Source organism: Flavobacterium aureirubrum (genome assembly GCF_038739835.1).
Lineage (GTDB): Bacteria > Bacteroidota > Bacteroidia > Flavobacteriales > Flavobacteriaceae > Flavobacterium > Flavobacterium aureirubrum.
This window is the reverse complement of sequence record NZ_JBCGDO010000033.1, coordinates 1-13,872: the sequence shown is the minus strand read 5'-3', so window position 1 is coordinate 13,872 and position 13,872 is coordinate 1. Positions and strand designations below refer to the sequence as shown.

Annotated in this window: 15 protein-coding genes and 2 pseudogenes; 4 read left to right on the top strand and 13 right to left on the bottom strand. The window is 33.1% G+C overall.

What is annotated here, in order from left to right:
* From WFZ85_RS15085 to WFZ85_RS15075, 3 genes and pseudogenes are all read left to right on the top strand, one after another.
* Window positions 1–203, top strand: a pseudogene (locus WFZ85_RS15085) (hypothetical protein); the annotation flags it as partial.
* A 222-nt stretch (window positions 204–425) separates the two neighbouring features.
* A complete protein-coding gene (locus WFZ85_RS15080; RefSeq protein WP_342697099.1) occupies window positions 426–1,496 on the top strand; it encodes an IS110 family RNA-guided transposase in 1,071 nt (356 codons plus the stop codon).
* A 380-nt stretch (window positions 1,497–1,876) separates the two neighbouring features.
* Window positions 1,877–2,560 (top strand): transposase, encoded by a 684-nt coding sequence (locus tag WFZ85_RS15075; RefSeq protein ID WP_342697098.1) that lies wholly within the window; start codon window positions 1,877–1,879, stop codon window positions 2,558–2,560.
* 546 nt (window positions 2,561–3,106) lie between these two features.
* Here WFZ85_RS15075 and WFZ85_RS15070 read toward each other — a convergent pair.
* The 13 genes and pseudogenes from WFZ85_RS15070 to WFZ85_RS15000 all read right to left on the bottom strand — a co-directional run bounded on the left by WFZ85_RS15070 (window position 3,107) and on the right by WFZ85_RS15000 (window position 13,428).
* Window positions 3,107–3,484 carry a hypothetical protein gene (locus WFZ85_RS15070; protein WP_342697097.1) on the bottom strand — a complete coding sequence of 126 codons (378 nt, stop codon included), beginning with the start codon at window positions 3,482–3,484 and terminating at the stop codon, window positions 3,107–3,109.
* Between the two features lie 371 nt (window positions 3,485–3,855).
* Window positions 3,856–3,987 (bottom strand): annotated as a pseudogene (locus tag WFZ85_RS15065) (integrase); the annotation flags it as partial.
* Window positions 3,988–4,061: 74 nt separating this feature from the next.
* Window positions 4,062–4,463: a hypothetical protein gene (locus tag WFZ85_RS15060; protein WP_342697096.1), complete on the bottom strand. Its 402-nt coding sequence runs from the start codon at window positions 4,461–4,463 to the stop codon at window positions 4,062–4,064.
* Window positions 4,464–4,764: 301 nt separating this feature from the next.
* On the bottom strand, window positions 4,765–5,100 hold the full coding sequence (locus WFZ85_RS15055) for a hypothetical protein (RefSeq protein ID WP_342697095.1): 336 nt from the start codon (window positions 5,098–5,100) through the stop codon (window positions 4,765–4,767).
* 110 nt (window positions 5,101–5,210) lie between these two features.
* A complete protein-coding gene (locus WFZ85_RS15050) occupies window positions 5,211–5,498 on the bottom strand; it encodes a hypothetical protein (RefSeq protein WP_342697094.1) in 288 nt (95 codons plus the stop codon).
* A 638-nt stretch (window positions 5,499–6,136) separates the two neighbouring features.
* Window positions 6,137–6,802, bottom strand: a complete 666-nt coding sequence (locus WFZ85_RS15045) for an ankyrin repeat domain-containing protein (protein ID WP_342697093.1) — start codon at window positions 6,800–6,802, stop codon at window positions 6,137–6,139.
* A 564-nt stretch (window positions 6,803–7,366) separates the two neighbouring features.
* The gene (locus WFZ85_RS15035; RefSeq protein WP_342697092.1) at window positions 7,367–7,801 is read right to left on the bottom strand and encodes a hypothetical protein; all 435 of its coding nucleotides are present in this window, start codon (window positions 7,799–7,801) and stop codon (window positions 7,367–7,369) included.
* A gap of 366 nt (window positions 7,802–8,167) precedes the next feature.
* The gene (locus tag WFZ85_RS15025) at window positions 8,168–8,401 is read right to left on the bottom strand and encodes a hypothetical protein (RefSeq protein ID WP_342697091.1); all 234 of its coding nucleotides are present in this window, start codon (window positions 8,399–8,401) and stop codon (window positions 8,168–8,170) included.
* Between the two features lie 257 nt (window positions 8,402–8,658).
* The gene (locus tag WFZ85_RS15020; protein ID WP_342697090.1) at window positions 8,659–9,417 is read right to left on the bottom strand and encodes a DUF481 domain-containing protein; all 759 of its coding nucleotides are present in this window, start codon (window positions 9,415–9,417) and stop codon (window positions 8,659–8,661) included.
* Between the two features lie 198 nt (window positions 9,418–9,615).
* Window positions 9,616–11,277: a hypothetical protein gene (locus WFZ85_RS15015; protein ID WP_342697089.1), complete on the bottom strand. Its 1,662-nt coding sequence runs from the start codon at window positions 11,275–11,277 to the stop codon at window positions 9,616–9,618.
* A gap of 25 nt (window positions 11,278–11,302) precedes the next feature.
* The gene (locus tag WFZ85_RS15010; RefSeq protein ID WP_342697088.1) at window positions 11,303–12,259 is read right to left on the bottom strand and encodes a SphA family protein; all 957 of its coding nucleotides are present in this window, start codon (window positions 12,257–12,259) and stop codon (window positions 11,303–11,305) included.
* A 7-nt stretch (window positions 12,260–12,266) separates the two neighbouring features.
* The gene (locus tag WFZ85_RS15005) at window positions 12,267–13,064 is read right to left on the bottom strand and encodes a hypothetical protein (RefSeq protein WP_342697087.1); all 798 of its coding nucleotides are present in this window, start codon (window positions 13,062–13,064) and stop codon (window positions 12,267–12,269) included.
* Window positions 13,054–13,428: a phosphate-starvation-inducible PsiE family protein gene (locus WFZ85_RS15000; protein ID WP_342697100.1), complete on the bottom strand. Its 375-nt coding sequence runs from the start codon at window positions 13,426–13,428 to the stop codon at window positions 13,054–13,056. The genes WFZ85_RS15005 and WFZ85_RS15000 overlap by 11 nt, the downstream gene beginning before the upstream one ends.
* A 198-nt stretch (window positions 13,429–13,626) precedes the next feature.
* On the opposite strand from WFZ85_RS15000, the gene WFZ85_RS14995 reads away from it, so the two are divergent.
* A partial coding sequence (locus WFZ85_RS14995) for a transposase (protein WP_342697086.1) occupies window positions 13,627–13,872 on the top strand: 246 nt, incomplete at its 3' end.

The following is a 13,872-nucleotide window of genomic DNA, read 5'->3' as shown; positions in this document are numbered from 1 at the left end:
ACAGTTTGATCATGCTAGTCTACAACATCAAACGCAGCATCAACATCCTCGGCGTGCCCGATTTAATAGCCAAACTCAAAGCATGGAACTCACCCTACAAGAGAAAAGGCTTGTTTTTGATAAAAACAACCTATATAAAACTGTTTTTAGCCTCAATTTTTTTTAAAACCAGTCAAAGTAAATCAAAAATCAGCATGGCTTAAAACCCGTTTATAGCAGTTTTAAAAAGTAAAACAGTAGAGAAAAAGGAGTTTTTTCACAGCCTGACGTTCCGCCGCTTGGCGTCAGTGGCGACTTTTTAATAATTTGTTCTAAAGATAAGCAAAATTTCAACTTAGTAATTTACGGCTAAGAAAAACTAAACTAGCCATTGCGCCAAGCATCTATGTAAAAGCATAACTTTGAATTTCCAAAAAACGAAGATTATGCAATTACACGATGCCTTAACTATTCCAAAGATATTCATTGGATTAGATATTCACAAAAAAAGTTGGACCGTTTCGATCCAAACCGATTTATTTTTTCACAAAACGTATTCGATGCCTTCTGAGTCAGAAGATTTGTATCAATATGTGGAGCGAACCTTTCCAGGTCATGAAGTCCATTTAGTTTATGAAGCAGGCTGTTGCGGATTTTCTGTGGCACGTCATTTTTTAAATTTAGGATGGCATGTCTTGGTGGTTAACCCTGCCGACGTTAAAACGGGTGACAAAGAACGCTACCAAAAAACAGACGCCTTAGATTCTAAAAATCTATCCAACCAATTAAAACAGGGAGTACTCAAAGGAATTTATATCCCAACGGAAGAACACGAACAGTTTATGACTTTAGCGCGTCACAGAACCCAAATTACAAAGAAACTTCGTCAAACCAAATCGCATATCAAAAGCATGTTACTCTTTCATGGCATCAAAATACCTGCTCAATTTGACAATTCAAATTGGAGTCAAGATTTTATTACTTGGTTAGAACAATTAAAATTCAGTACCACTTGCGGAGATTTGGCACTGCAAGGAAAAATACGGCTGTATAAATTTATTAAATCAGAATATTTAGAAATCGCAAATCAAATGCGTAGGCATTGCAGAAAGAATACCAAAAAGGATTACTACTTATTAAAATCCATTCCGGGTATAGGCGGTTATCTAGCTAGTGTTATCATAGCCGAATGTGGCGATTTAAGACGATTTAACAACGAAAGACAATTTAGCTCATACATCGGGCTAATTCCTGGAATTTACAACAGTGGCGAGAGCGAAAAATGTTTAGGAATAACCCCCAGAAGTCGCTCACAACTCAGAAGTTATTTGATAGAAGCCGCTTGGGTAGCCATTAGAAAAGACACCGAAATGCAACACTATTACAGAAAACATCACGGAAAGAATGTCAAGAGTATCATCGTTAAAGTAGCCCACAAAATGGCACGCAGAATATTATCAGTAATCAAAACCGAAACACCATATCAAATCAATAAAAACCTAGTGTTAGAAAATTAAAAACAAGTATAACTTTCTTAATAAGCTCAACCATACAAGAGAGATAGACTACAAAACAGCCGTGGTGGTTCCGATAGTCGGAAGCCACATCGCGAAGCAGGTAGCTATCTTATTTATTCTTAACAATCACACCGATGCTGGTGGCTTGCCGAGGTGAGACCACATATAGGAGCGTGAGCTTTAAGAACTTTAAAAAAGAAATATGAAATAAAAGAGGAAACACTTTCGTGGCATCATTGATAAAGTGAGCCTAACTTTTTAGTCCAATGCCTTCGGCGGACAAAAGTTAGTTGCCCACCTTATCAACAAGCCCTATTGCGGATAAATTAACTCGAGAAAAAAACGACATATAACCCTTATTCAAAGTTGTTAATAACTTTATGATGCTTTACATAGGAGCGCGTCACAGAACCCAAATTACAAAGAAACTTCGTCAAACCAAATCGCATATCAAAAGCATGTTACTCTTTCATGGCATCAAAATACCTGCTCAATTTGACAATTCAAATTGGAGTCAAGATTTTATTACTTGGTTAGAACAATTAAAATTCAGTACCACTTGCGGAGATTTGGCACTGCAAGGAAAAATACGGCTGTATAAATTTATTAAATCAGAATATTTAGAAATCGCAAATCAAATGCGTAGGCATTGCAGAAAGAATACCAAAAAGGATTACTACTTATTAAAATCCATTCCGGGTATAGGCGGTTATCTAGCTAGTGTTATCATAGCCGAATGTGGCGATTTAAGACGATTTAACAACGAAAGACAATTTAGCTCATACATCGGGCTAATTCCTGGAATTTACAACAGTGGCGAGAGCGAAAAATGTTTAGGAATAACCCCCAGAAGTCGCTCACAACTCAGAAGTTATTTGATAGAAGCCGCTTGGGTAGCCATTAGAAAAGACACCGAAATGCAACACTATTACAGAAAACATCACGGAAAGAATGTCAAGAGTATCATCGTTAAAGTAGCCCACAAAATGGCACGCAGAATATTATCAGTAATCAAAACCGAAACACCATATCAAATCAATAAAAACCTAGTGTTAGAAAATTAAAAACAAGTATAACTTTCTTAATAAGCTCAACCATACAAGAGAGATAGACTACAAAACAGCCGTGGTGGTTCCGATAGTCGGAAGCCACATCGCGAAGCAGGTAGCTATCTTATTTATTCTTAACAATCACACCGATGCTGGTGGCTTGCCGAGGTGAGACCACATATAGGAGCGTGAGCTTTAAGAACTTTAAAAAAGAAATATGAAATAAAAGAGGAAACACTTTCGTGGCATCATTGATAAAGTGAGCCTAACTTTTTAGTCCAATGCCTTCGGCGGACAAAAGTTAGTTGCCCACCTTATCAACAAGCCCTATTGCGGATAAATTAACTCGAGAAAAAAACGACATATAACCCTTATTCAAAGTTGTTAATAACTTTATGATGCTTTACATAGGAACGGCTGTTATAGGCAGTAGCATTACTTCTCAAACCTCCAATTATCTAATACTAAAGTTATAATTGCGTATCCCCAAGTTTCAAAATTCTGTAACTTTGGTCTAATTGGAATTATGCTTGTTTTTTCCCATTGTCCTCCTTCAACTGTTTACATTAAAGCGTCATGCCTCAAAGTTCTTTCAAATGGATTTTTTACATTTAAAAACATACTTATTTTAGTTCTGTCCTTGGCGTCTTGATAAAATTCAACTTCAATAGTTTTTTCTGGATGTAGATTTCTTTCAACTGCTTTCATTGAATAAATACTGTCACCTTTCACTTCTGTTTCTAATAAAACAGTTTCTCCAGGATAAATTTGCAAAATCTTTTCTTTAACTAAATAAGGTGTTTTGCCGACTTCCATAGCGTAATTTTGAGTTGCGTTTACTGCTAAATCAAGATTAAATGGTTCCCGATTTGGTTTTTCGTTTTGAGAATTACAAATTGAAAAAGTGAGAGAAAGAAGTATTGTCAGTATTAGTTTCATAGTCTAATGGTTTTTGGTTGTTGAGCTATTGCCTATAACGTTCCGCGTATATGAGAATTGGCGGAAAAGTACACCAAAATAATTGATTAATAACTAATAATAACAAGATGAAACTAAACTTTAAATTAAGCCTTAAACCGCCATTTATTATATACGCTGTTAGGAAATCGGTTTGTACTGATTGCAAAGGATACGGATTAATGGCAGACCATAAATGGAGATACTTCAAATGCCCAAAGTGTAAGGGTAGCGGGGAAACTGTTTCCTAACTTGCATATAGTCGCTATAAAGTGGCGACTATACACCCATATTTGGGTAGATTGTCGCTACTCAGTAGCGTATTTACGTCAAATATATAATTATTTTTTTTATCACAAATCATCAAAAGGACTTTTGATTTGTTGAATACTTTTCGTACTAACATGAGTATATATTTCAGTTGTTTTACTACTATGACCTAGCAACTCTAAAATATACCTTAAATCTGTACCCCTCTCAGGTAAACACCTCTAACCACCATCCGCTCAGTACCTTCACAGGCGCACTCCGTCAGTTTCTGGCGGAGCCGTCTACTCGATTATATGCTGGCTTTTTTTAGCTCAAATGCTTTTACAGGTTTCTTACTAATTTTTCCTGGTCTAATTTGTTTGTATCCATATAAAATTATTTTAGTGCGTGTAATCTTTACTGGAATGTCAAAATATTTTTTTGCAACACTATCATATTGACTAAGTGTATAATTACAATTTTTCAATTTTTTAATTTTTCCGAACGTTTGTTTTTCATAATTTTTTTCTTCAGGTTTATCCTTTTCATAGCCATTTATTTTGAATATTGAATCATTCAAAATACTAATCTTAATAATAATATTTTGGTTATCTGATTTTCTTCTATACTCATATTTATAATTACCCTCAATGCTTTGTCCATTAATGTAAATTGAAGAAAAAAAGAAAATTAAAATTAATATTTGTTTCATGAATTCAAAATTGAATTTTTAAGCAGTTTTGGTAAGCTAGCATATAACTTGTTTATAGGTCTGATAAAATCAGACCTATACACCCATTATTGGGTAGATAAGTCTGACTACCGTCAGACTTTTTCACTTCAGTAAATATAATTATTAATCAATCACAACCCACCAAACACCCTCTCAATCCCTTCAATAACTATACTACATACTCCCAACACTTCGCAATAAACAAGCTCAATTTTTGGAATTATTTTGATCCCAAAACTTTGGAATAGTTTTTTGGAGGGTTATGCAACAGCTACCGCTGTTACGTACTGTGCTTAATTAATTTGTTTAGTCTTCTTACTTCTTCGATTAATTTTTCCACATCTTGTTTTGCATTTGCTATAAAATCATAATCGGATATTGTTGCACCAAATATTTCAAAATCTTCTCCACGATTTGTTTCAGTTCCAGTCATAATAAAATTGGAGCCACTTTCATGATCTCTTCCCTCAATATAAGCTTTCCAAGGTCCTTTTGTAGAGTTTTTAAGTCTATCCTCAATTTCAAGTAATTCTTTTTCAGTAAACATAATTTTAAAGATAGATTTTGTTTGAAAATGCGTTACCGCTAACGTCTCACCACTAAGCGACTGTAGCAATTTCAGCAAAATGCGTACTGTCAGCTAAGATAAACTTTTTACGTGAAAAAATTAGAACAACTCTAGAAAAACCAGCAATGGCTACTAGCCGCTGTTATAGGCAGGCTTAATTATTTAGTAAAAGTCATAATCAACATTGAAATAAAGCCAAATGTAAATATTCCATTTAATATCAAGGCTATAATTTTCTTTGCCGAATTTTGTTCTTGAATTCCTTTCAAAGAATAAATTAAGCCAATTATTGCTATAGTAATTATTATAAAACATAAATAGCCAATTAATGTCATGTATAATTCTGATTTTCCTTGTAATATTAAATGTCCAGTAAACATTAATACAAACAAAATCAGATTAATAATTGAATATAAAAATCCTTTATTTGAATTGTTCTTTTCCATAAATCTATTTCTATTTAGCAGATTTTTCCAAAGCTTGCCTATAACTAGTTTATACCCGCTACAAAGTAGCACATATACACCCAAAACAGGGTGGATAGGCGCTATTGAATAGCGTATTTACTTTAAATATAATTATTAATTTATCACAACCCACCAAACACCCTCTCAATCCCTCCAATAACTATACTATATACTCCCAACACTTCGCAATAAACAAGTTCAATTTTTGAAATTATTTTGATCCCGAAACTTCGGGATACTTTTTTAAAGGGTTGTGAAACATCCTCGGCGTGCCCAATTTAATAGCCAAACTCAAAGCCTAGAACTCACCCTACAAGAGAAAAGGTTTGCTTTTGATAAAAACGACCTATATAAAGCTGTTTTTAGCCTCAATTCTTTTTAAAACCAGTCAAAGTAAATCAAAAATCAGCATGGCTTAAAACCCGTTTATAGCAGTTTTAAAAAGTAAAACAGCAGAGGAAAGGGAGTTTTTTCACAGCCTGACGTCTTGCGGCTAGTGGCTTTTTGCGAAACCAGCGAACTGCGTACTGTCTGCTAAGATAAAGTTTTTACGTGAAAAAAGAAGTACAACTCAAGAAAAACCAGCTATAGCGGATAACAGCTGTTAGTGGCTGTGTTTATTCTAACAATTGTTTTAACTTCTTTTTTGTCTCTTCTGTCACATTTAATCTCAGATAAATTTGATCAACGTAATCATAAGCTCTTTCTCCATTCTTATCTTTGATCTTTTTGTCTGCGCCGTTTTTTAAAAGTATTTCGACAGATTTTAAATCTCCATTAAAAGCAGCTAACATCAAGCCAGTTATTCCATCTACTTCTCTTTGATGATTTAATTCGGCGCCACTTTTTATTAAGCTTTCAACAATTTCATGTGAACCAGATGAACAAGCCGACATTAAGCTTGAATGCCCATTTTCTGAATATCTATTTACATTAACACCTTTGCTGATAAAAAAGTCAACTATTTGTTTATTTCCATGAATACATGAATTTTCAAAATAGTCCTGTAAACTTTTAAATTTACCTGTTTGAACTAATTTTTTGACTGCTTCAAAATTATTTTTAAAAATTGCAACGTCAAGTGCGTTTAAAGGCCAAGAAGGTGATTTTGCCCTAATAGTAACGTCAACTTTTTTGTTAAGCAATTTGTTGAATTCTTTAGAGTCATTATTGTAAACTGCAAGTATCAATGGTGTCCAGCCTTGTTTGTTGTCATCCCATTTTTCTTTATGAGCAAAAGCTAAATTGCAAAGAATGAATAAAATTATAAACGTCTTTTTCATAATATTCGTGTTTGGTGGGAACATAGCCACTAACGGATCGGGTATATGAGAAGTGGGGGAATTAGAAAGCAAACTGAACGGGTCGCAACCGTAACTCCGACCGTAGCTGGGGAGGCTCGAGAATCCGCTACACCCCCATTTCTTATATACCTTGTTATGTATCAGTTGTGGCGATCTTCGGGGTGTCACTCGGAGGAGATGAAAGTCTTTTGAGCCACAATTGTACATAACTAGTTTATAGTCGCTACTTTATAGCGACTATACAACCATATTAGGGTAGATTGTCGCTACTCAGTAGCGTATTTACTCCAAATATATAATTATTTTTTTTATCACAAATCATCAAACGGCCTTTCAGTTTGTTAAATACTTTTCGTACTAACATGAGTATATATTACAGTTGTTTTACTACTACTATGACCTAGCAACTATAAAATGTACCTCAAATCTGTACCCCTCTCAGTTAAACACCTCTAACCACCATCCACTCACTACCATCACAGGCGCACTCCGTCAGTTTCTGGCGGAGCCGTCTACTCGATTATAGGCAGTTTTTTTTATGACTTAACTTTTAATTAACCCTTGCGCATACCAATCTAAATGTTTTGCAATGTTTTCATCATCAATGATAATATTCTTCTTCTCTCTTTTTTTATCCTTTTTGTATGATTCAATAAATCCATTCAGTTCTTTGGTTGAATACTTAGCCAACCAATTGTATAATTTTAAAACTTTAAATTTTGCAAAGTTAATTTTAGCTTTTACGCTTTCATTTTTTTCTTTAGTCCATTTCTCTTGCTCTGAAGTTTTCTTGATAAAATCTTCGCAATAATTTTTAAAATAACTTTCGTAATTGGTTATTTCAATTATTTTATCAACTAAAGGTTTGTTTTCATCACTAACCATAGCCATTTTCGGTGGTTCTTCAGTTTGCGCATTACAATTTTGACTTAATAAAACTAGATTGAAAATTGTAAATAGTGGAATTAGTTTTCTCATTTTCTGTCTTTTACTGTTGTGTCTTAAAAAATTGCCACCAACTTGTATATACTCGCTACAAAGTAGCGCATATACACCCAAAACAGGGTGGATAGGCGCTATTGAATAGCGTATTTGTTTCAAAAATAGAAATAAAAAAAGTATTACAAATCATCAAAAGGACTTTTAAATTGATAAATATTTTTCGTACTAACATGAGTATATATTTCAGTTGTTTTACTACTACTATGACCTAGCTACTCTAAAATATACCTTAAATCTGTACCCCTCTCAAGTAAACACCTCTAACCACCATCCGCTCAGTACCCTCAGAGGCGCACTCCGTCAGTTTCTGGCGGAGCCGTCTACTCGATTAGCGGTTCGGCTTTACTCTTTTAATGGAATTCTGTATGGTCCAATAACAGAATTAAATAATAAATCGCCATTTTCTAACAACTGAAGTAAGGCATAAGCACCATTACCTCTATTGGTATGACCAAATTCAATTCTGGTTCTATTTTTCCCTGTATTCCAATCTAATCTAGTAATTTCCCAGCCTCTTTCTATGGTAAACCCATTTACTAAAACCATGCTTGAGCTACTTATTACTAAAGGCACCATACTAGTTTAAAATGATACGCCAATAATAAAATAACAAATAAGAAAACATACGTATATAGTTGTTTATCAATGTATTAATTTGTGTTATTGATGTATGCAAGGAAAAAAATAAACCAACCCCAGCTTTTTTATTCGATCAGATTAGAGAAGCTAGTTCCCAAAGATAATTTTTATATAAACAATTAAGATTCCTAAAGATTTAATTGGGCTGGTTTTGGTTATGTATTTTAAACAAAATTAAAATGATAGGATTTTAATCATAAACTATTCAAGGTTAACCCAAAGGTTAAAAATTGATCTTGCTCTTTTTGATTTTCAATTACCAAACTTTCAAATGATTGAATGTAGTTTATCTTAAAATTAATCCATTTCCAAACGGGTAATTCAGCACCAATATCAGCTTGCCATCTAAAGTTGTTACTATGCAGTAAAGAAGGCTGAATATAACTTTCGTGTGTAAGAATAACTTTTTTGTTTAACAGTTCATATTTGCCATTTAACCAAAGCGTTGCCCGAAGGGTTTCTATATTATTCATACCATTGTATTCATTATTATTGAAATTATTATTTTTAAAATTAGTCATTTCATATTCACTTGTTACGGATAGTTTGAGCCAATTACTTTTTGAGTTTATGATGCTAAAACTAACGCCTCCGCCAAAAATATATCTTAAATCAATTTCTCTTCTAAAATTGGAACTTACAAAACCTAGCATTAATGGATATATTTTTCTAGTTGGATTTAAGTATAGAAAGTTAAGACTCAAAAAATCTTCATCAGCTTTATCTTTATCAAATGCTTGATATACATAAGAATTTTGTGTTTTATATACCCATTTTTTCCAAGGAATTAAACTAAGATCCGATTTAGCTCTAAAAATAAGTGTTTCTACATTACCACTTTGCCAAAAACCAGTAAGCGCTAATTTTGTTTTAAATTTCAAGGTATCGCTTTCATTAATTTGAGCAGAAATTGTAATCGTAATAAATAATTGTAAGAACAATATCCATTTCATAAGTAAGAATTTATTAAAATATTATTTATACTAGATACCTAAACTCGTTTATAGAAATTTAATTTTATAATTTGGTTCAACTACTATTTTAGTGGTTTTTATGTTTAATAAATTAAGGATAGATAATAAACCATTAAGATATTAAGTTTCATTAAGCCTTAATTATTTTAATTCCTTAATGGTTTTGTTGCTGCTATTTTACTTTTTTAATGGAATTCTGTATGGTCCAATAACAGAATTAAATAATAAATCGCCATTTTCTAACAACTGAAGTATGGCATAAGCACCATTTCCTCTATTGGTATGACCAAATTCAATTCTGGTTCTATTTTTCCCTGTATTCCAATCTAATCCAGTAATTTCCCAGCCTCTTTCTTCTGTATAACCATTTACTAATACCATATTTGAAGCACTTGTAACCAATGGAACCATGCTTGTTGATACTACATCGTTTCTAGTCCATACAGAAGCAAACTCATTTTTTTCGGGATCCCATTCAACTCTTTCCATACCTTTTGGTCCAGGATGTACTGGCCCAACCGTTAGTACATCAATGATTCTATCAGGATGACCTTCATCTATTAGATTATTTACTAAAAATGCTCCCCAACCATTTACTACTATAGTTTGTTCAGATTGAATCCAAGGTTTATCTTCTGGTAATCCCGCTTTAATAGGAATAAATCCTGCAATTCTTCTAGATTTTGCACCTTCTTTTTGTTTGTGTGAAGCAGGAATTCCATCTCTCCAAAAAGCAACTAAATTCATTCTATTTTGACCATCAGTAATTAAAACAAGTTTATCTTCGTCATCACCAAAACCCATTAAAGTTGGGGTTGAACCAGCACCTGTGCCCGCTTTTATGGCTGGAGGCCAATCTCCACCATTATAAGGACTAATCCATGCACCATCTGATTCTTTATCTGAAATTTCAGAACCTGTCCATACGAGTTTACGCATCATACCATCACCTTTAGGTGTTTTGCTTCCTGTGGCAACATAAATCCCGTTTTTTTCATCAACAGCCATAGAATTTGTACATAATTCTGTGTCTTGGAAAGCATAAAATTTACCAGGACCTTTTAATTCTTTATCTATTACTGCTATTCCATTTACGGCACCAATTACTATATGACCATCATAAGTCATGTTCATACCCACCATATTAATTCGTTTTACACCCGGAGCAACTTCGGCAGCAGGAATAAGGGTAGAAACATCAAATCTGTATTTAACTTCAAGCCCTTTTTTTGGATCAGCCTTGTCGATTAAACCTACAGCAGAAACAACAGTACCGGCATTGGCATAAACATAATCTTCTGAACTAACCATGGCATAAACTCCTGCTGGTAAAACCAATCCAGGATTTGGTCCTAAAATTCCTTTGAGATGTTTGGTTGCAAAATCTAAAGAAGTATATTTTACATCTGAAATTGATTTTAACTGCTCTACGGTTAAACGTTTTGCACCGGGTAAGTCTATGTCTGTAACCATACTCCAGCCATCACCAGTTTTGTCAATTAAAGCAATACGATCTGTAGAAACAGACCACATAAAATTTTTATTTACCGACGCGTAGGTAACATTATTCACGGGTCCTCCCCAAATAGGTGTCAGCTGGTTTAAATCTGCTTTAAAATCTCCATCATTGATTTGATAAGGAACACAATTAGTTTGTCCCGAGTTCACATGCGTTACCCCATAAATTCCTTGAGAAAGGAAAGGGTTAGCAGTTGGATAAGAATTTTGCGTATTTGCTTGCGCTACTACTTTGGACTCATCTGATTTTTTTCCTTCCTTACAAGATAAAAACATAAGAATTCCAAAACTCATTACTGAAATTAATTTAAGATGTTTCATGATTGTTTATTGTTTATAGTTAAAATTAGAATAATAAATAATTAATACCCACTTGAAAAGATGCTCCTCCAAATCTGTTTTTAGCACCAAAATTGTTAGTAAATCTTGACAAAACACCAATCTTTCCTGGTATAAACCAGTAAGATCCATAAATGCCTAATCCGTATATTTGATCTTTATCCAAGACTGCTTTCTCGCCTTCGTCATTACCCATTTGCCATGTTCCAAAGCCGAAAAAACCTAGCTCATGTCCCATAGTAAAATTATAACTTACACCAAAATCAGAAGTAAGATGCGGTGCCTCTTTAAAATCGGAGTCTTTTTGTTTATTGTTAATTTCATAAGTAAGTCCTGCAGATAAACTTATATTATCTTTTGGTCTATATCTCCCCATAACCCTTAGATTATGCGATAGGTAACCTAAACCAACATTGTCTGTACTATTTGTTTTATATTTTCCGGTAGGTAGCCATAAGCCATAAGAAAATGTTGTAGAAAATTTATCTTTCTCCCATGTGAGCCATATAGGTTGTAAATAAAAATCACCAAACCCAAACGAATTTAGATTGATTTCTTGACTTCCAACTAGGGACTGTTCCGAATAAAAATCTAAGGCAATGTTTGCATTAGGGTTATTAAGCATTGGTAAAGCTAAAACACCCCAGCGGGCATTAAGAATTTTATTTTTACCAAAATAACTAATCATTGGAATAATAGAGTGTGTTTTTACTTTTTGATCTAATTCAACAGAAAACGGTGGATTTTGACTGATTTCAATTACATCCGACTTTTCTCCTGAATTGTTGTAATAATTCATATTTGAATAGGAGTAATACATAGAAAAAACCCAGCCAGAGGCTGATGGTATAAAATAATCGTTTGTGTTAAAACTACCACCATTATAATGTCCTTGAGCATTTATACTCATTGATATTATTAGCATCAAAAAGGCTATTATCATTCTTAAAAATCTTGTTTTCATAATTTGCTTAGAAATTTTTATTAAATCCTATTTGATATAGAACACCTCTATTATTTAATGTTGATTGCTTCGTGGGAATTTCCATAAGACCGATTAGATTGAACCCTGCTCCTAAAGATTTTCCAATAATAGGGGATAGAATTAAGTCAAAATTTTCATTTTCAAAATCAAATATTGTTCGAGGTTCAAAAACATAGAACATTCCTGTTTTCGTAAATTTTGCAATAAAAATTCGGTTTGTTAAAACAGATAAATCTGGATATAAATTATCTTTAGCTATAGCAAAAGCATATTGTGGTTGCACTGCTAAAAACAAACTTGGGTTTATGGTATATGAGTAAGTGATAGCAGGTGTGGCTGTAAATATTTGACTACCAAATCCTTGTTTTCCAAATGGCAAACTAAATTCTACAGATCCTGCCAGTGAGTTTTTACCTTTTACATAGAAGGCGTTTAAAATTGAAAATTTTATATCAGAAAAGGCAGTTTCAAAGCCAGTTCCAGCAATGCCGTTGTGAAAGCTAATTATCTCTGGTTTAATAGAAAAACTCCAACGATTAACACCTAATACAACGCTAAATTTATTACTGATAGATGAAGCGTTGTTTGCTTTGTCAAAGTATAAAGTAGAAAAACCAACTCTTGAATTTACTCTTGTTGGATCTACACCCGATTCTGTTCTTAATTTCTCAATAGCTAAAGAATCTGTTTGTGCAAATGTATTTAAACAAGGAAGAAAGAAAAATAATAAAAATAATTTCTTTAGAAATTGAATAAAAGATAGTTTGTGTGAGTTAATTGTCATATTGATTTGTTTTTATGTTTTTATTCAAAATTAAATAAAATAAACCTAGAACTAAAATTAAGGAGGATACTCCAATTAAGATTCCTACATTCGCATGTTCAAAATCAATAATTAATACATGTCTAATGACTGCAATAATTGCAATTTCGAGAATTACTTTAACATAGTTAATCTTGTTTTTCTTTTGATACTCTCTTAATGATTCAATTACTTCAATGATAATTGTAATTAATAATGTAGCAGCTATAAAACCTTGTACAGAAGTGATAAATAAGTTATTTCTATCAATTGTTGGGTTAAGAAAGTTAATTATTTCATTTTTAACAAAGATTGTTCTCAAGGTAATTAATACAATTTCTAACATTGAATAAATCATAACCACGGTTAGAAGTATAATTAATGTGTTTACAGTTATTTTAATGATTTTGTCCATATGGTTGTTTTCATGTTTAATGTTTCTTTAAGCTGACCGCTAACGTCAGACTGTGAAAAAACTTTCACAATCCTTTTTCAAATATACAAAAATACTTGTAAGAAAGGCATCCTTTTTTTATCTTTAACCATGCAACATCCCGACGCTTCGGGGCAAGGAATTTCCCGTCACCAGCTTCAAGTATCCAGTCTAGAAGACACCATTAGTCAGGACAACCCAATCAGGTTTATCGACGCTTTCGTTAACAGTATCGATTTAGAAAAACTAGGATTTACACCCCGAGTTTTAAAAACCGAAGGTCGCCCAAGCTTTGATACCCGGGTCTTTTTAAAAATCTATCTATACGGCTATTTAAACGGCATTCGCTCTTCAAGG